Source organism: Paenibacillus sp. BC26 (assembly GCF_900116125.1).
In the GTDB taxonomy this organism is placed as follows: domain Bacteria; phylum Bacillota; class Bacilli; order Paenibacillales; family Paenibacillaceae; genus Paenibacillus_Z; species Paenibacillus_Z lignilyticus.
The window spans coordinates 824,337-841,701 of record NZ_FPAD01000002.1 but is presented as its reverse complement, the minus strand read 5'-3'; the positions used below and the strand labels follow the sequence as shown (position 1 = coordinate 841,701).

16 protein-coding genes are annotated in these 17,365 nt (G+C 51.4%); 3 read left to right on the top strand and 13 right to left on the bottom strand.

Annotation, left to right across the window (positions count from 1 at the left end; genetic code table 11):
- Positions 1-33: 33 nt before the first annotated feature.
- The 10 genes from BM412_RS19855 to BM412_RS19810 all read right to left on the bottom strand — a co-directional run bounded on the left by BM412_RS19855 (position 34) and on the right by BM412_RS19810 (position 9,269).
- A complete protein-coding gene (locus BM412_RS19855; protein ID WP_091222208.1) occupies positions 34-645 on the bottom strand; it encodes a PadR family transcriptional regulator in 612 nt (203 codons plus the stop codon).
- Between the two features lie 5 nt (positions 646-650).
- Complete coding sequence (locus BM412_RS19850; protein WP_371264838.1) at positions 651-2,264, bottom strand: MDR family MFS transporter; 1,614 nt, start codon at positions 2,262-2,264, stop codon at positions 651-653.
- 866 nt (positions 2,265-3,130) lie between these two features.
- Complete coding sequence (locus BM412_RS19845) at positions 3,131-3,373, bottom strand: hypothetical protein (protein WP_256256465.1); 243 nt, start codon at positions 3,371-3,373, stop codon at positions 3,131-3,133.
- 48 nt (positions 3,374-3,421) lie between these two features.
- Positions 3,422-4,414: a lipoate--protein ligase gene (locus tag BM412_RS19840; protein WP_091222201.1), complete on the bottom strand. Its 993-nt coding sequence runs from the start codon at positions 4,412-4,414 to the stop codon at positions 3,422-3,424.
- A gap of 15 nt (positions 4,415-4,429) precedes the next feature.
- A complete protein-coding gene (locus BM412_RS19835; protein WP_091222198.1) occupies positions 4,430-5,230 on the bottom strand; it encodes a helix-turn-helix domain-containing protein in 801 nt (266 codons plus the stop codon).
- A 110-nt stretch (positions 5,231-5,340) separates the two neighbouring features.
- A complete protein-coding gene (locus BM412_RS19830; RefSeq protein WP_177245947.1) occupies positions 5,341-6,018 on the bottom strand; it encodes a C40 family peptidase in 678 nt (225 codons plus the stop codon).
- A gap of 126 nt (positions 6,019-6,144) precedes the next feature.
- Positions 6,145-6,885: a phytanoyl-CoA dioxygenase family protein gene (locus tag BM412_RS19825; protein ID WP_091222193.1), complete on the bottom strand. Its 741-nt coding sequence runs from the start codon at positions 6,883-6,885 to the stop codon at positions 6,145-6,147.
- Positions 6,886-6,980: 95 nt separating this feature from the next.
- Positions 6,981-7,280, bottom strand: coding sequence for a Dabb family protein (locus BM412_RS19820; protein ID WP_091222190.1), 300 nt, complete (start codon positions 7,278-7,280; stop codon positions 6,981-6,983).
- 161 nt (positions 7,281-7,441) lie between these two features.
- Positions 7,442-8,254, bottom strand: a complete 813-nt coding sequence (locus tag BM412_RS19815) for a phytanoyl-CoA dioxygenase family protein (RefSeq protein WP_091222186.1) — start codon at positions 8,252-8,254, stop codon at positions 7,442-7,444.
- 130 nt (positions 8,255-8,384) lie between these two features.
- Positions 8,385-9,269 carry a helix-turn-helix domain-containing protein gene (locus BM412_RS19810; protein ID WP_218163164.1) on the bottom strand — a complete coding sequence of 295 codons (885 nt, stop codon included), beginning with the start codon at positions 9,267-9,269 and terminating at the stop codon, positions 8,385-8,387.
- Between the two features lie 64 nt (positions 9,270-9,333).
- Here BM412_RS19810 and BM412_RS19805 point away from each other — a divergent pair, with 64 nt between their 5' ends.
- Together BM412_RS19805 and BM412_RS19800 are read left to right on the top strand one after the other, a co-directional pair.
- A complete protein-coding gene (locus BM412_RS19805; protein WP_143111664.1) occupies positions 9,334-9,858 on the top strand; it encodes a hypothetical protein in 525 nt (174 codons plus the stop codon).
- A 134-nt stretch (positions 9,859-9,992) separates the two neighbouring features.
- A complete protein-coding gene (locus tag BM412_RS19800; protein ID WP_091222178.1) occupies positions 9,993-10,925 on the top strand; it encodes a manganese-dependent inorganic pyrophosphatase in 933 nt (310 codons plus the stop codon).
- 1,018 nt (positions 10,926-11,943) lie between these two features.
- Here BM412_RS19800 and BM412_RS19795 read toward each other — a convergent pair.
- Together BM412_RS19795 and BM412_RS19790 are read right to left on the bottom strand one after the other, a co-directional pair.
- Positions 11,944-14,694 carry an alpha-mannosidase gene (locus tag BM412_RS19795; RefSeq protein WP_091222176.1) on the bottom strand — a complete coding sequence of 917 codons (2,751 nt, stop codon included), beginning with the start codon at positions 14,692-14,694 and terminating at the stop codon, positions 11,944-11,946.
- Between the two features lie 124 nt (positions 14,695-14,818).
- Positions 14,819-15,967, bottom strand: coding sequence for a GntR family transcriptional regulator (locus tag BM412_RS19790; RefSeq protein WP_091222173.1), 1,149 nt, complete (start codon positions 15,965-15,967; stop codon positions 14,819-14,821).
- Positions 15,968-16,176: 209 nt separating this feature from the next.
- Between BM412_RS19790 and BM412_RS19785 the strand changes: the two genes are divergently transcribed.
- Positions 16,177-16,713: a nucleoside/nucleotide kinase family protein gene (locus tag BM412_RS19785; RefSeq protein ID WP_091222170.1), complete on the top strand. Its 537-nt coding sequence runs from the start codon at positions 16,177-16,179 to the stop codon at positions 16,711-16,713.
- Positions 16,714-16,765: 52 nt separating this feature from the next.
- Here BM412_RS19785 and BM412_RS19780 read toward each other — a convergent pair whose 3' ends face one another.
- On the bottom strand, positions 16,766-17,212 hold the full coding sequence (locus tag BM412_RS19780) for a cupredoxin domain-containing protein (protein WP_091222167.1): 447 nt from the start codon (positions 17,210-17,212) through the stop codon (positions 16,766-16,768).
- Between the last annotated feature and the right edge of the window lie 153 nt (positions 17,213-17,365).

The window sequence follows — 17,365 nt, the reverse complement described above, 5'->3', positions numbered from 1 at the left end:
CTCTCACGCTGCTTAGCGGCTTGTTTGTTGTTCCTATTCCGACGTTGGCAACTGCTTATACTTGATGAAAGCTTCCCACTGTTCGGGCGTCAGCTTATGTCCTTCGAAGAGACTGCCGGAGCGTGCTTCCTCCAGCAATATAGTCAGCCACTGCTTCTCCGTTTCGCTGAATTGAATGAAGCCTTGAATCATCAGCGAGGAGCCGCGAGGCAAGAAGTTTCCTTTGAGCTGGAGTACCGCATGCATGCGCTCGATTCGCGATTGGCAGGCTTCCAGCTGTTTGACGATATTCGCTTCTACCTTCTTCGGATCGCCGTGCCGGACGAACGCCATCGCAAGAAACAGCGGATGCTGCGGATAAGAAATTTGTTTGAACTGTGCGTTAAGCAGCTCTTGGAATGCCGCTCGTCCGGAATCCGTAATGCGATAGATCGTCTTATCCGGTCGATTCTCCCCAGGTACCGAGACGACCTCAGCCGCCTCGATCAGTCCATCCTCGCGAAGCTGGTCTACCGCATAATACAGCGATCCGTCGCGAAGCTTGAAGCATTCATTCCAGTTGCGGTCTTTAATCGTCTGGCGAATTTCGTAGGGGTGGCGTTCATATTCCATGAGCAGCCCTAAGATTAAGAGCCTCATTGACATGGAGGTTATCCTCCGTGGAACGAAGGCGCCGGTTTGCCATCGCTTTGAGGACCTTGTTGTCCTTCAGCGCTTGGTTTGCCGGGTGCGCCATGCGTTCCGCCGCCGGCTTTGGACACTTCCAGCCTTGCGCGTCCCATCAAGATCGCGAAGATGAGCGCAAGTACCGGCAGGATAATCGTCCATTGGAAAATAAAGATGATGGAGTCGCCGAGCTTGCTGATCAGCTGTGAAATGAGATCGGCAGGCAATCCCAATTTGGCTTGAATATCCGGGTTAAGCAGCGCTTGACCGCCTTTAATTTGGGAAGCGACTTCCGGATTAATATTCGGAATCTCTTTTACGCCGGACTGGAACGCTGATTTCTGCATCGCGCCGAATACGGTAATCCCAAGCGCGGAGCCGATTGTCCGGAAGAACGTAATCAAGGACGAAGCCGAACCTTTATACTGCGGCGGAACGGCGTTCAATGTCGATATGTTGAGCAAGGAGAAGGAAACCCCAATGCCAAGACCGACGACGATCATAAACAATGTAATCACGAGTCTGGATGTTTCTTGATCCATTACATAACCTAGAAGCAAAGTGCCAACGAGTAGGGTCAGCGCAGATACGACCATGACGTCACGGTATCTGAGTTTGCTGACCACGCGGCCGCCGACTTGGCTGCTGAGCACGACGCCAAGCATCATCGGTGTAAGTACGCTGCTCGTTTCAGTCGCTGTTTTGTGGAATACACCTTGAATGAACAGCGGGATGTAGGTTGCAGCCGCGATCATAATGCCGCCGTAGAGCACGCTGATGGCCATGCTGCTGGTGACGACTTTATTTTTGAATAAGGATAGTTTGATGATCGGATCTTTGGCAGACCGTTCGATGAACAAGAAGGCGATCAGCAATACGCCGGCAGCAACGAAGAGCGAAATGGTTTTCGCCGAATCCCATGCCCAGCCGTCCGAGCCGCCAAGCTCCAGTCCGAACATAAGCGTAAGTACAAAGCCGGTTAACGAGATTGCACCTAACCAGTCGATGATTTGTTTGCGCGGGTTAGATTGTTCATGATAAGCCTGCGCGATGAACAGCACCGCCAGAATACCGATCGGTACATTGATGTAGAAAATCCAGCGCCAGCTGAGATTGTCGGTGATCAGACCGCCCATTACCGGTCCGAAGACGCTGGATACGCCGAATACGGCGCCGAACAGACCCATCATTTTGCCGCGTTTCTCGGCTGGGAACAGATCGAAAATAATCGTGAAGACGATTGGCATGAGCGCGCCGCCGCCGATTCCTTGAATCGCGCGGTAGATGATGAGCTGCTCCATGTTTTGCGCGGTTCCGCAAAGGATGGAACCAACCATGAACAGGATCAAACCGGCTAGGAAGAAACGCTTGCGTCCGTACATATCCGATAACTTACCGAAGATCGGGGTCGACACGACCATCGCGATCATGTAGGCGGAGTACACCCAGATAAATTTATCGAAGCCTCCAATCTTCTCGATAATCGTAGTCATTGCCGTCGACACGATCGTTTGATCGAGTGCAGCCATAAACAGTCCGAGGAGCAGGCCTGCAATTACGAGTTTAACATTGCTTCTTTTGGAGTCCACTGCGTTCATCCTTTCCTTGTTGAGCGTAACCTACTCAAATTTGAATACTACTCATTTTATTATACTCAAATTTGAGTTAACAACAAGAAAAATTTGGGTACGCCTTTTGCAGGCGAGTAGTGGGTGCAAAAATTCCGCGCAAGTAGATCACTGGGTGAGCTACATGGCTGGAAGATCTGTGAGTTCCGCTAAAGTAGATCCCTCGGTGAGCTACCATTGGCCGAAAAAATGTGAATCTCGGCGTTGTAGCACTCGTGGTGAACCTCAACTCCAGTTAAGAGGGAGTGCTCCGTTGTGTGAGCGGAATATCCGCTTACAGCTCCCGGAAAGAGCGAGACTAGTTGGGTTTCGGCGGTTGATCTACAACGAGAGCGGTATAGCCGCTTAAGTGCAGCTATTCGACCGTGTTTTGGAGCAGTAAGCGGCATATCCGCTTATAATTCCCAGAAAAGGCGAGATTAGTTGGATTTCGGCGATTTGCTGGTGGGCAAAACAGTGAAGCTGAGAGTCGCAAAATGCGACTCTCAGAGGCCAAATGGCCAATAAAAAAGCTGAGAGTCGGAAAACCCGACTCTCAGCACGTTCAAAGGCCTGGATCTGCTCTTGGCGAGAGCTGAGAGTCGCAAAATGCGACTCTCAGCGCCCAAATGGCCAATAAAAAAAGCTGAGAGTCGGAAAACCCGACTCTCAGCACGTTCAAAGGCCCGGATTCGCCCTTGGCGAGAGCTGAGAGTCGCAAAATGCGACTCTCAGCAGCCAAATGGCCAATAAAAAAAGCTGAGAGTCGGAAAACCCGACTCTCAGCACGTTCAAAATCCCGGATCCGCCGACAGCAGCGGACAAGCCGCCATCGCTTCCGGCTGCCACGCCTCACGTCAGTCGTTCTCGACGACGCGGGCGACGGGGCTGGCGCAGGTGCGGCATTTGCCGGTTAGCAGCAGCGCCCGTTTCTCCTCGCGGATGCTGTAGTCGACGATTTCGACGGCGCCGCTGCAATTCCCGCAGAAGACGTTGCGGACGAGCTTGTCCCGCAGCTGCTGCGGGATGGATTTCCATGCTTGCAGCGCTTTAAGAGAAGTGACATTATCGGCCTTGTTCATGCGATTCTCCACTCCCATTCGATTCGAATTACTTGAGCCAGTAAGCCAACCAATCAGTCAGTACAATCAGAACAACAGGGCAAGCCATTCTTCTCGGTCAACCGGACCGAAGTATTGCGTCAGATCGACGTCCGCGAGTGCTTCAGCGACGGCTTGCGGATTGTATTTCACCCCGGCGAGCCGATCGGTTACGAGGGACACTTCCGCAGTTCCGAAGAAATCGCCGAAGACGGAAGCTTCGGTAATAACGCCTTCCTGCACGTTGAGCCGAACGTCGAAGGTGCCGGCAGTTAACCGTTTGACCTGCCGTACATTGAATGCCGGCGACCGTCCGTAGTTCCAATCCCAGCTGCGGTAGCGTTCTACCGCAAGCTGCTGCACGGCGGCGAGATCCGCATCGGTCAGCTTGTACTCCGGAATTTCGGTGCTGCTGCCGAAGATGGACGCCAGCAGGAACCGGCGGAATTGCTCCATTGTAAGCGGCTCATTCAGAAATTCCGTAATATTCGCAACACGGCTGCGAACGGATTTTGTCGCTTTGGATTCGAACTTGGCCGGGTTGACGTTCAGCGCCGACACGATGGAATCGACCTCGGAGTTGAACAGCAGCGTGCCATGGCTGAACATCCGGCCTTTGGAAGCGAATTGTGCGTTGCCGGAGATTTTGCGCTCCCCAACTTGCAGATCATTACGCCCGCTCAATTCTGCTTCAACGCCAAGCTTGCGAAGCGCCTCTACGACAGGCTCGGTAAACTTGCGGAAATTATGGAAGGATCGACCGTCATCCGAAGTGATAAAGCTGAAATTGAGATTGCCGAGATCATGATAGACCGCGCCGCCGCCGGATAAACGACGCACGACATGAATGCCATGCTCCTCCACGTAAGCACCGTTTACCTCTTCGGCGGTGTTTTGATTTTTGCCGATAATAATGGAAGGTTCATTGATGTAGAAGAGAAGATAATCTTCTCCGTCGCCTCCCAGGTTACGAAGCGCGTATTCTTCCAGTGCAAGATTCCACGAGGGATCATTGTTGTTGCCGTTATCGATAAATCGCATCGCATGTCCTCCAAGTTAATTCGTCGTTCCCCACGCGGCTTTGCGGATGTCCGAAGGGTTGCTGCCCGTCTGCTCCTTCACGAGCCGCGAGAGATGAAAAGCAGTCTTGAACCCGCATCTTGACGCAATTTCGCCGATGGAAAGGCCGGATTGAGAGAGCAATTCGGTTGCCTTGAGCACGCGGTATTGCCATAGATAGCGGATCGGTGTCAGGTGTTGATGAACGTGAAACAGTCGGACCAGATGCTCCGGAGAAACACCTGCGGCACCGGCCAGATCAGATAGAGAGAGTTCCTCGGCGTAGTGCTGCTGAATATAGGTTAATGCTGCTACGATGCTGGGATGCTGCTCTTGCCGCTGCTTGGTTTGCGCGATTCTGGCGGTGAACAATTGGAAGGCGGAATAGCCCAAACTTAGCATGAGCTCGTCCTGCTTTAAATAATCATTTTGCAACGAAAGCAGCATATCGGTCACCGAATTGAGTGCCTCCGGAATTGGCATGCTAAAAGGCAGGCTGTCCAAATAATGGAGCTCGGCTTCCGTAAGGGCAGAAACGGATAAGGTAACCCAGCGATGCCAAGACTCTTGCGACTGGGCAAAAGCAAAATATTCGTGCTGCTGCGGTTTCAGCAAAACGACTTGTCCGGCTTTGATATGATGCCGAGTGTCGTCGATCGTTAGATCGAGCTCGCCGGTATGAAGCAGCACAAGCTGTACGTCTTGCTGCACGCGCGGACCATAAGTGCCTTTCGGCGGATAGACGATGGTGCCGGCGTAGGCGGAAGTGATTTTGTCGTAAGGGAGTCCAGAGCTCATACCAATCGATCCTCCTTCCTTTCATTATAGCTCCCGAATTGCAAAACAGGAACATGACACAGCCCAAAAAAAGAACAGCCCGGCGCGGCCGCCAGGCTGTCTCTATCACTCTAATAAACTCGTCTTGCACCTGCGTAGCGCGGCCCCCAGTAGGAGTTGTCCAACTGCTGAACGTAGATTCCCTTCGAGGACAATGCCGAAATAAACGAACCGCCTCCCATGTAGAAGCCGACATGATCCACCACGCTCGTTGATGGACTATTATGGAAGAAAACAAGATCTCCCGGCTGCAGCATCGATTTGTTCACGGCGTAGCCTTGGCTGAATAGGTTCGAGGAGGTAGTCCGCGTCTGCGAAACACCGAATTTCGTGAACATATAATAGATAAAACCGGAGCAGTCGAAGCCGCTTGCCGGACTCGTTCCACCCCACGCATAAGGAATGCCGAGGTAAGAGGACGTATCTGCGATAAGCTTTTGCTTCAAGATCGCACGACTAACGGCATCAAGCGTTAACGGACCGGTAATGCCGTCCGCGATTAGTCCATAGCTGCTTTGAAAGGCGATGACAGCATCGCGAGTAACGGTGCCATAATAACCGGTTGCAGTCGGATAGTTGAAATAGCCGAGCTTCTTCAAATCCGTCTGCAAAGTCGTCACAACGCCGCTCGAAGCACCAATCGAATAGGTGACAGCGCTTGCATGAGTTTGTCCTGCGAAGGTCGTCGCTTGCACGGCTCCTGACAAAAGCATAAAGCTTATGGCCGCCAGTATGGTTTTCTTTCTCATGAATGTCCTCCATCCCTGTTTATGTATAGACCACCATTCCAGCATATCAGCATCTAAAGAGAGAATTAACCTGTGTTTTGCTGGAAAATAGAAAAAGCCCGGCATCCACAGCCGGGCTTTCTCGTCTTAATAGAGCGGAAACTTCTTCTGCAGATCGCTGCGTGAAGTCGTCGCATCCTCGCGGATATAGTGGCATACATAAGAACGGCGCCAGCGGTCTGTGCTCCGATTGCGAGTGGAGGAATGAATGAGCAGCTCATGGAAGAACAGGATATCGCCCTTCTCCATAATGACCGGTACCTGCTGCTTCAAATCAATGCCTTCCGTTTCATCCGTCCATGGTTCATGCTCGTCAAGATTCTTAACGGCGCCATGCGGCAGGAGGCCAAGACGGTGAGACTTCGGAATGACCCAGAGACAGCCGTTCTCTTCGTCAACGCTCTCCTCCATCGCGATCCATGCGGCGATCATCGTCATCGGATCGTTCTTAATGTAGTAGAAATCCTGATGCGCCGCTTGACCCGGAGAGCCCGGCTCTTTGTAGAAAAACATGCTCTGCACGCACACGGCTTCACGGCCCATGAGCTGAGCAAGCGTTCCGCGGACGATCGGCAGCTTCATCATTTGACGCGCGAATCCGTCATGCAGGTGCGGGTTAAACAAGCGGATGGAATATTTCTTGCTCTCCTCGCATGCGGCCCACTCCGGCATCGGCTTCTCGTCGCGCAAATCATAAATATGTCCGTTAAAGGCATCGATTAGGTCGGCTGAGCAGCCGTTCTTAATCAGCAAGAAGCCCTCTTCATTAAATTGATCTATTTGGGCTTGTGTAATCGGCGTTGTTAGGCGTGGGACTACTTTGTTCATCGCTCTCATCCTCTCGCATTGATTAGCTCAAGCTTACTGCGAAGGAGAGGCGGCGACAATGGCTGACATTATCAGATATATATCTGAAATTGATATTAGATGTGATAGTCGACGACGACTACACTTTCAAGCAGACCATCGAGCGATTTCACGAACGCTTGGTGAACAGGATGCGGGCCGTAAGCGCGCAACGCATCGCGATTCTCGAAGGTCACGCGAAGTCCAAGGGAGTAACCGTGGATATTGCCCGTTTCTTCCGTGATGTTTTGTCCCGCAGTGAGTTCAACGATGCCCGGGATAGCGCCTTTGAACGCAAGCAGGCTGCTTACCAGCTCTTGTTCTTTCTCGGGCGTGACGGTGGCGTTCATTTTGAAAATAACGATATGCTCAAACATGGGATTCGCTCCTTTAATAGTTGAATGTGTGCAGGTGTTTCGTCGGTGATTGTCCAATTCAAAATTATAGCAGAATCGTTCGTGATAATGGAAACTTAGTCGCTTAGTGGAATGTGTAAGTCCAAAATAAAAGGGTACCGGCAGCCCGGCACCCTTGCTTGTTAACCCATCATCATTTTGCTGCCTGACGCTGCGGCATCTTCTTCTTCGAAGGCTTTCGCATCGGTCATCCACGGCGTTACGCCGAGCAGCATTTTGCGCATATTCGAGGTTGCACCGGCTTTGAGCTCTTCGGAAGGCTCGTAACCCGGCCATGTGCGAAGGCAGGATTGGGCGTAGTTATAAATGAGTGAGCGGCGAGTGACATCAGAGAAGTTGTTCAGCGCCGAGTGGTACGTATAGCCATTGAAGATGACAGCCGTACCGGCCTTCACGTTCATTCTGACATGGCCGGGCAACTCCTCTTGCTTCTCTACTTTTGGCAAATCTTCATCCTTCATATGAGTGCTGCCCGGCAAGAATGCGAGGCAACCGCCGTCGTACGGCACATCCGAGAGGAAGTAGAACACCTTAACCATGAAAGGGGCTTGCTTGTCACCAAAGAAGATCCGCGTAGTCGTGTCACGATGCCAGTTGGTGTGCGAGATTTTGCCGGGTGGTTTGAGTAGGGCATCGTTATCGATCATGACGAACTGATTGCCGATCATATCCCGCAAAATATTCATCATGCGCTTATGCTCCATAAGCCCGGCGAAGGTCTCGCCATACTCAATAATGCCGCAAATCTGCTTCACATGGTTCAGTTGGCCGGTAGCCGGGTTGACGCGATTGTTGACTTCGAATTCATGGAAGGCTTGATCCATGTCTTCGTTAATGGAATCCACCTCTTGGCTGCTCAGAAAATCCTCAATCACCAGAAAACCGTCACGTTCCCACATCAATTGCTGTTCGCTCGTTAATCCGTATAGGCTCATTCTTAGACCCTCCTAGTTAGTAAACGCTTTATTTGACTTTAGTTTACGATAAAGGAGGAAGTGATTGAAGCTAGCGAATTGCCGAATACACTCAATAAATTGCTGTTTGTAAGAAGAGAGGCCGGCGTTATTAGAGACGGCGCAGGCTTCGGCGGAAATCCCGCGGCGAATCATGCTGCACTTTCAGAAAAGCATGCAGAAAGGCGTTATAGCTGGCAAATCCGCTTTGCACGCTAACCTCTCCGATCGAGAGCGATGTACTGATGAGCAAGCGCTTCGCGTGATGTACCTTCTTGAGCAGCACGTATTCCTTCGGCGTGACGCCGTATTGCTTCTTAAATTGACGGATAAAATGATACAGGCTGAGGTTGGCGATTTGTGCCAGCTGCGAGACTTCCTCGACCTCCAGATAGTTCGCATCCATGTACGCCCGCGCACGCTGCAGCGGCTCCGGTTCGGTGCCTTGGCTTGTCAGCCAAGAGCCGCCTAAGTCACGCTGCTTCCGGAAAATCTCCATCAGCAGCTGATAGATATGTGCGGACAGAGGCATCTCATAGGCCGGATGCTGCTCTCTCATAAGCTCCGCGATCTGTTCCAGCAGACTGTGGATTTCATTTACGGCCGGAAGATTTTGCACGATGGAATAGGAAGGTTCGCCGAACAGCTTCGGCCAGAAGTGTTCCATATCGATGCTGTCGAATACCAAATAGTACATTTCGAAAGCATCCTTCGCTTCCGTCTTATATGCATGAGGGAGCCGCATGTCATGCACAACGCAGTCGCCTTCAACAATTTCGATCCACTGGTTGGCATGCTTGAAAGCGCCTTTGCCTTTCGTAATAAACAGAATTTCATAAGCCGGATAATAGTCGCGCGTGTAGAGGAAGTCCTTCCGTGGGGCATCATATCCGCCAATTAATCCAAAGAACAGATGGCTCCGCGCAAATTCGCTTGGCGTGCCGACAATTTCGAACGAATTCATCAAGCTCCAATTCCATCCTTTCGGACTAGCCAATGATAGGTTATCCTCATTATATCGCGATTGTGAGGAATGCTGCATGCAAAAGGAGATGATAGAGGTGGAGAAACAGGAATCAGCCGTACTCGCGGAATGGATCGAGCGATCAAGCATTGGGCCGGTCGGCGCTTACGACGTCACGCGCGTCAGTACGGACGGATTGCCGCTATCGAATTTCCATCAATGGTCGAACGGCAAACCGCTTGTGAATGCGTATCATATTGCCCGAACGATCGGCGGCGCGTTATATGTGCTGTTTATCGATTGGCATCGGAACGACAACTACTATATGGTGATTTATGCAGGGGATAAATCGACTACGCATGCCGAGATTCAGAAGCTCGTGTACGATCGCGAAGGAAAGCCGTCGTATCTGCGGTGGACGTACAATCCGATGAAACGGGATGGAGCGAATGCCATTCGCAAAGCTTATTTCAAGCAGCAATGGGGCGAGTTCATCGTGACCATTCCGGTTCTGGGAACACTGCGGGAGAACGAGACGGATTTGTTCTGCGATGCGCTCTTCGAATTGGTGGATAAGCGTCTTCGGGCGGACAAAGCACCTGAACTTTTTGACGAAATATAGAACTGTTTATGAATTTGCCTGTAATGGAATAGGAATTCACGGCAATAAACGGTATAATACCGATTAGGGATTTATTCTTACCGGCGTTCTTATGGTCGCCAGCACCCAATAAACAGCGAATAAGGAGTATGAAGATGTCAAAAACATTGATTTTCGGACACAAAAACCCGGACACGGACACAATCTGTTCGGCAATTGCTTATGCAGACTTGAAAACAAAGCTTGGCCAAGAATTTGAAGCGGTTCGTCTTGGCGAAGTGAACGGCGAAACGCAATACGCGCTGAATCAATTTAAAGCGGCTGCGCCTCGTTTGGTTGAGACCGTTTCGAACGAAACAAGCAACGTTATTCTTGTTGACCACAATGAGCGTCAGCAAAGCGCTAGCGACATCGATAAAGTGCGCGTCCTTGAAGTTATCGACCACCACCGTATCGCTAATTTCGAGACTGCACACCCGCTCTACTACCGCTGCGAGCCTGTAGGCTGCACGGCGACCATCCTTAACAAAATGTACAAAGAAAACGGCATCGCGATTGAAAGCAACATTGCAGGTTTGATGCTTTCGGCAATCATCTCCGATTCCTTGCTGTTCAAATCGCCGACTTGCACGCCGGAAGACGTTGCAGCCGCTCGCGAGCTGGCAGCAATCGCAGGCGTAACGCCTGAAACGTACGGCCTTGAAATGCTCAAAGCCGGCGCTGATCTCAGCGACAAAACAATCGCGCAGTTGATTTCGCTTGATGCGAAAGAATTCTCCATGGGCAGCTACAAAGTGGAAATCGCGCAAGTTAACGCGGTTGACGTAAACGATGTTCTTTCCCGCCAAGCAGAAGTGGAAGCGGCGCTGAACACGATCATCGCTGACAAAGGTCTTGATCTGTTCGTATTCGTCGTTACTGACATCTTGAACAACGATTCCGTTGCGCTGGCTCTTGGTAAACAAGCGGCAGCAGTTGAGCAAGCGTACAACGTGAAGCTTGACGACAACAAAGCGGTTCTGAAGGGCGTAGTTTCCCGCAAATCGCAAATCGTTCCTGTGCTGACTGAAACACTTAGCAATCTGTAGGATATAGATGAACTAGGACATAGGAAAGAGGCTGATGAGCAATCATCGGCCTCTTTTTTGTTTGTGTCCGGCAGCTGAGAGTACGGAAACTGAACACTCAGCGTTCAAACCAACCCCAGCTTTCCCATCCCGGTAGCCGAGAGTCGCGAAATGGAACTCTCAGCGTCCAAACTAACCCTGAATCTCCCGCCCCGGCAGCCGAGAGTCTTGAAATGGAACTCTCAGCGTCCAAACTAACTCTGAATCTCCCGTCCCAGCAGCTGAGAGTCGCGAAATGGAACTCTCAGCATCAAAACCAACCCTGAATCTCCCGTCCCAGCAGCTGAGAGTCGCGAAATGGAACTCTCAGCATCAAAACCAACCCTGAATCTCCCGTCCCGGCAGCTGAGAGTCGCTAAATGGAACTCTCAGCGTCCAAACCAGCCCTGAATCTCCCGTCCCAGCAGCTGAGAGTCGCCAAATGGAACTCTCAGCGTCCAAACTAACCCAGAATCTCCCGTCCCAGAAGCTGAGAATCGCGAAATAGAGCTCTCAGCATCCAAACTAACCCAGAATCTCCCGTCCCAGCAGCTGAGAGTCGCGAAATGGAACTCTCAGCATCTAAACCAACCCTGAATCTCCCGTCCCGGCAGCTGAGAGTCCGTAAACCGAACTCTCAGCGATCAAACTAACCTCAGCTTTCCCGATTCGGCAGCCGAGAGTCGCGAAATGGAACTCTCAACATCAGCCTATGCGCTAACGAATCGTACAGGGCTTATTTGCCACAAAATACCGCTAAAAATATTCTAACGAATCGTAGCGGTCTTATTTTGCGGTTTAAGTGTATTTAGGAGCTGATTTACTGCAAATAAGGTCTCTACGATTCGTTAGAATTTCGTAGACCCCAAATCCGGCCCAATAACGTCTCTACGATTCGTTAGAATTTCGGACACCTCAAACCCGGCCAAAACGCCACAACAAAAGGCAGTCTGGGATGCATGCATCCCAGACTGCCTTTCCCAGTTCCCCATGCTATTACCTAGCTAGCGCTCATTCCGATGCTAATAATCTTATACCCTTGAACCGGCACGGCAGCGGAGCCGTCAGTCCCTAAATCACCCGCGCCCGGGACATTCGCGTCTTCGAGCACAGTGCTCTCGTAAAGCCGGCCATGCGATTGCGAGCTGACGGTCAGCTCAGCCGGCTCGCCGGAGAGATTATACCAGCGGGCGATCAGATCGCCGCGATCTTCGTTGATTTTCACGCTGGAGAGGGCGAGGCCCGAACCGGCAGCGCTCCATTCGAGCAGGCTTTGCTGCGCAGGCAGCGATCCTTCGTGTATGCCGGTTTGGCTAACCTGCATCGGCACTTGGAAGCCGTAAGCTTGCTGATAAGCGGTAAACCGTGAATCCCCGCCTCCGTGAGGGAGGATCATCCATTCCGCATGGTTAAGTCCAAGGCACTGGGCATCAGGCGTTAAGAATACGCCCCAATCACCGAGCTCGCCGGTCGATCGCAGGATCGTCACCGCAATCGTGCCGCTTCCGTCACGCAATACTTCATACTCATTGAGGCCTTTATTGGCAATGGTCAAACCACGGCCGTTCTCATGAACATCGACAAAAGCGCTCTGATGCTGGCAATTGCTCGGATTCACCCACTCCACCGTCGGAATGGTAGCTCGTTCAGCGACCTCGAAGATGGAATCGGCGTAGTGTTTCGCCGTTGTCACGCCGGATGGAAACAGGACGCGCAGACGCTGATCCTTCGCAGGATTATGGAAAGCAGCGTGAACGCGGACGCCTTCCTCGGATCGGCCGAGACTTACGCGCGTCACAATCGTGATCGGCACGCGTTTCACGGAACGCTGTGCTTTTCGGTCCAGGAAGTTCACCATCGTTGCGATTTCCTGCTTCAAGAGTTCATCGGCTTGCTCCGGAATGTCGAAGGTATGCGTAATTTCGTATGTTGCCCGGTACGCAGTGTCTTCCACAAGCGTGACTTGCGCCGCAAGTCCTCTGGTTGTAATGGCGGTGTCGCCGACCGGCTGCTTGAAAATATATTCGTTGCCGATATCGCCGACATTCTCGTAAACGCCAAGTCCGTCAAAGGTCTCGCCTGTTCGTTTATCCTTAATCGTCAGGCTGCCGTCATCGGTGACCGTAACATGGAGGTAAGCATTCTCCATCGTATTTTCCTCAGCGACCAGCGACGATGGCTGCACCATGGCTGCCGATTGAGCTGCCGGAATCCATGCGAAGCTGGAATACCCCATGGCAGGCAGCGCTCCGGTTTCGAATGTTACCGCAATGACGCGGGCAAAATACGGCTGCCTAAACTTATCGTCCGGCAAATCGTAGCCGAATCGCACGCCAAGGTCCATGCTTGTGCAAGCCAGCTTCTCGCCCAGATAATTCACGAGGTAGCCTGCAGCCGTTGTATGCTCTAAGACATATTTCGAATTGTTCTCCGGGCTTTCGTTCGGTTTGAAGTAGCGGCGGCCCAGCTCCAATTCCACCGTTACAACGCCGCTCTGTGCGTATCCGCTCGTGCTGTATACAACGAATGGCGCACTGTCCGAGCTAATGGAGGCGAAGCTCGCCGTATCGATCTGTGCGCTCAAGTGAGCCAAGCTGTCGGCGATAACGGCAGCTGCAACACCTTTGCTTTTCTCGAAGCGTGTTTTCATTTCATGGTAAACCTCATCCACGCTGCAGCCGCAGATGCTGTCATGAGGGTGATTTTGCATCAACGTTTTCCATGCATAATTGAGCAGACCATGTGGGTAAGGGCGGCCATTCACATGGGCAAAAGCAGCCAGAGGTTCGGCGATCTTCTCCAGCATCGTCTGATTCTCTTGATTGAGCTGCTTGATATAGACACGCGATGACGCTGTATTAACAAGGGAGTACCAGCCATCTGTACGCTGACCGCGAAGTTCGCCATTGATTGTGCTGAGTGTCTCCGGCAAAGCAGACTGCACGGCTGCGACATAATCATCATAATTGGAATGAATGAACGCATAGTCCGGGTATAGCTCGCGCGCCGTCCGAAGCGCAGTGGATAAATTCGCCTGAGCAGGCTGGTGATCGCAGCCGTTCATGAGCAGCAGATGCGGCGTAGATGCATACTTAGATGCATTCGCGATGGCATTGTCCCAGAACTTGCGCGCGGCTGCCGGTTCTTCAGGGATTTCCATGCCATTGTTGTACCAATTGGCAAACAAGATGCCGAGTACCCGCGAGCCATCCGGCGATTCCCAGTGCAGCTCCGAGAATGGCGATTCGAGATCCATCGCGTCCGCCACGCTGTTATTGAAGCCGGTGGCCTTCACGCCGCGTCCGAACACGGCTGTTGAAATACCTGCTTGCTGCAGGATTTGAGCGGCCTGGCCCATGTTGCCGAAGGAATCGGGGAAGTAGCCGAGCTTAGAAACCGGACCATACACCTTGGCGTCGCGATGTCCGATTTGCATGTTGCGAATATTGGCTTCGCTGCTGGTCAGAAACTCATCCTGCAGAATATACCAAGGGCCCGCAGAGAGCTTCCCTGCTTGGACCAGCTCAATGAGCTTCTCGCGTTTCTCGGGATATACTTGCAAATAATCCTCGAGCACGATCGTCTGACCGTCGAGATAGAAGCTGCGAAACTCCGGATCCTGATCCATAATTTCAAGCAGACCGTCCATCGTTTGAATCAATTTGGCATGATGCGCCTCGTAAGGCATATACCATTCACGATCCCAGTGGGTATGCGAAATGACATGTATGATTGCTTTTGGAGTCGACATAGCGAGGGCAGACCTCTTTTCAAATGGAATATTAAAATATACTTTAATCATAAATCGATCCCTGATTCTTGTAAATCCGTATTTATTAAAATATATATAAAAAAATCCCACGACCGCTCAACGGTCATGGGAAGGTAGGTTTGCCGGTCGATTGCCGAGCAATCAACTTGGTACCGAGCACAAGCTTGGAGCCGCTGCGCTCCTGTGCCGGAGCTAAGACGAGCTTCGCCGCATCCCGGCCGATACTGTAAAAGTCCTGCTCGACAGTTGTGAGCGGTACCTCGAGATGTGCGGTGAAGGAATGATTATCGAAGCCGGTGACAGACAGCCGCTCCGGTACGGCGATTCCTCGCTGGAGTGCAGCCTTGAGCAGGCCGGTCGCGGTAAAATCATTCACGGCAACGGCAGCTGTAGGCGTTGGCGTAATGGCGAGCAGATGGTCGAGCAGCACATCGTAGGGGTTGCCGGCAGCCTTGTTAACCTCAAGCTCCTCCATGTTAATCAGCCATTCGGGCTTAGGCGGAATGCCCGCTTCAATAAGTGCATTGCAGTATCCTTTGTAGCGGTCGCTGACGGATACCGCTTCTTTCCACGATTGGCATACGAAGGCAAGCCGTGTATGGCCAAGCTGGAGGAGATGCGAAGTCAGGCTATAGCCTGCTTCAATATTGTTAGAAACGACTAGCGGTGCTTCCAGTCCTTCGATGTTGCGATCAATGAGCGTGAACGGAATGCCCTCGATGGCAAGATGGCTGAAGACATCGATGTTCTTGTAGCTGGACACCGGATAAACGATAATGCCGCTGACACGATCCTTCGCCAGCTTCTGAATAATGCTGCGCTCGACAGCATCGTCATATTTGGAATTATGAAACGTGACGTACAGCCCTTGCGCAGCGCATTCTTCCTCTACACCGCGGAAGATCTCATAGCCAATCGTTTCGCTAAACGGCATAACGAGCGAAATGACGGGGATAGGGAGCGTTGCGGCTCGGGAAGCCGATTCTGCCGAAGCTCCCGATTCGGTAAGAGAGCCTGCCGGCGGTTGCGGCGTTCTATCCGTTACGAAGGTACCTTTTTTCTTGATTCGCTTAATCAGACCGTCCGTTTCCAGCCGCCTCATGGCATGGGTTACGGTAATGGCGCTCACGCCGAACTGTTCGGCGATTTCCGGACCTGTCGGCAGCTTATCGCCTGCTCGCAATTCCTCCGATGCAATGCGGTCCGTATAATAGTCGATTAAGATTTGATAGCGGGGTCTATGATCTTTCAAGCTGATCCTCCAAACCGATCCGTCTCATTAATATATATTTTATTAGTATAATGCAAGTTGGAGGGCTAGTACAATAGAGGCTATGTACGACTTACGGTGCTAATGAAGGGATTGGAAGCCCATTCCAATTCAAAACGAATGTGTTATGCTAGCAAGGTATGGGAAAAATGTTCCATATAGGAACATGAACACAATTTTGGAGGACAACGATGGACGAAAAACCTTTCGTAATTGCCATTGCTGCCGTATCCGGAGGCGGGAAGACGACGCTGACCGAGCAGCTGCTAGAACGACTAGCGCATGCGCAAGCTTTATATTTTGACGATTATGACTTTGAGGACAGCCCGGAAGATATCTGCGATTGGGTGGAACGAGGAGCCGATTATAATGAATGGAATCTTACTTCATTCAGGCATGATATCGAGCTCTATCTGCAGGATGCCGAGCTTCGCTATCTTATCCTCGATTATCCTTTTGCCTATTTGAATAACGATATTCGTGAATTCATTGATCTGACGGTATTTATAGATACCCCATTGGATATTGCGGTAGCCCGAAGGCTATTGCGCGATTATAATTATCGGTCGATGGATGATTTGCGCCATGAATTAGCCAACTATCTATCCCGCGGCAGGGATGCTTATCTGGAGATGCTCAGAAGCGTCAAGCCGAACTCGGACATCGTCATCGACGGTACACGAAGTACGACAGAGATGGTCGATCATATTCTACACGCCTTACAATAAAGATGGCTGCGCAGCGATGCGCAGCCATTCGTATTTGGGAAATCAATCTTTGTCAGGCTTCGTCAACGATTAGCTTGCCCACCATATCGCGATGACCGGAGCCGCACATGACGGAGCAGTGGAATTCGAAAGTGCCCGCATTCACGGCATCGAATTCGCCATCGCCATCGCCCTTGATGTCTACATTATAATCCGCAATTGAGAAACCATGCCCGGCGTCGTCGCTGTGAAGAGTGATTTTGACATGATCGCCCTTCTTCACGTGAATTTCCTTCTGATCGTATTCGAAATCTTTGGCTTCGAGCTTGATCTCTACCGTGGATCCGCTATCCGGTTCTGCGGTTGTCGTGTTCGTGGAGGTTTCGTTAGTCGCCTTGCTTTCATTCTCGCCATTGTTGCTGTTCCCATTGCCGTTGTTGCCGTTGTTGTTCCCGCAGGCGCTGGCTAATGCTGCAATGAGCAGTAATGCTGCTGCAAGGGTTACGATTTTGGCTTTCATGTTTCTATCACTCCTCTTTTTTGGAATCATTACCCATCCTAGCATAGAAAGATTAAAGGAATATGAAAGAGATGGTAAAAGTTTCATTGCGATCAATGCCAGCTTAACAAGAACTACATACCCAGATTACATCCTCTTAACCTACCTTTTGTA

Excerpts from the sequence above, each read along its gene's own strand:
- BM412_RS19855 (WP_091222208.1), bottom strand. The coding sequence starts at position 645 with ATGTCAATGAGGCTCTTAATCTTAGGGCTGCTCATGGAATATGAACGC.
- BM412_RS19850 (WP_371264838.1), bottom strand. The coding sequence starts at position 2,264 with ATGAACGCAGTGGACTCCAAAAGAAGCAATGTTAAACTCGTAATTGCA.
- BM412_RS19845 (WP_256256465.1), bottom strand. The coding sequence starts at position 3,373 with ATGGGAGTGGAGAATCGCATGAACAAGGCCGATAATGTCACTTCTCTT.
- BM412_RS19840 (WP_091222201.1), bottom strand. The coding sequence starts at position 4,414 with ATGCGATTTATCGATAACGGCAACAACAATGATCCCTCGTGGAATCTT.
- BM412_RS19835 (WP_091222198.1), bottom strand. The coding sequence starts at position 5,230 with ATGAGCTCTGGACTCCCTTACGACAAAATCACTTCCGCCTACGCCGGC.
- BM412_RS19830 (WP_177245947.1), bottom strand. The coding sequence starts at position 6,018 with ATGAGAAAGAAAACCATACTGGCGGCCATAAGCTTTATGCTTTTGTCA.
- BM412_RS19825 (WP_091222193.1), bottom strand. The coding sequence starts at position 6,885 with ATGAACAAAGTAGTCCCACGCCTAACAACGCCGATTACACAAGCCCAA.
- BM412_RS19820 (WP_091222190.1), bottom strand. The coding sequence starts at position 7,280 with ATGTTTGAGCATATCGTTATTTTCAAAATGAACGCCACCGTCACGCCC.
- BM412_RS19815 (WP_091222186.1), bottom strand. The coding sequence starts at position 8,254 with ATGAGCCTATACGGATTAACGAGCGAACAGCAATTGATGTGGGAACGT.
- BM412_RS19800 (WP_091222178.1), top strand. The coding sequence starts at position 9,993 with ATGTCAAAAACATTGATTTTCGGACACAAAAACCCGGACACGGACACA.
- BM412_RS19795 (WP_091222176.1), bottom strand. The coding sequence starts at position 14,694 with ATGTCGACTCCAAAAGCAATCATACATGTCATTTCGCATACCCACTGG.
- BM412_RS19785 (WP_091222170.1), top strand. The coding sequence starts at position 16,177 with ATGGACGAAAAACCTTTCGTAATTGCCATTGCTGCCGTATCCGGAGGC.
- BM412_RS19780 (WP_091222167.1), bottom strand. The coding sequence starts at position 17,212 with ATGAAAGCCAAAATCGTAACCCTTGCAGCAGCATTACTGCTCATTGCA.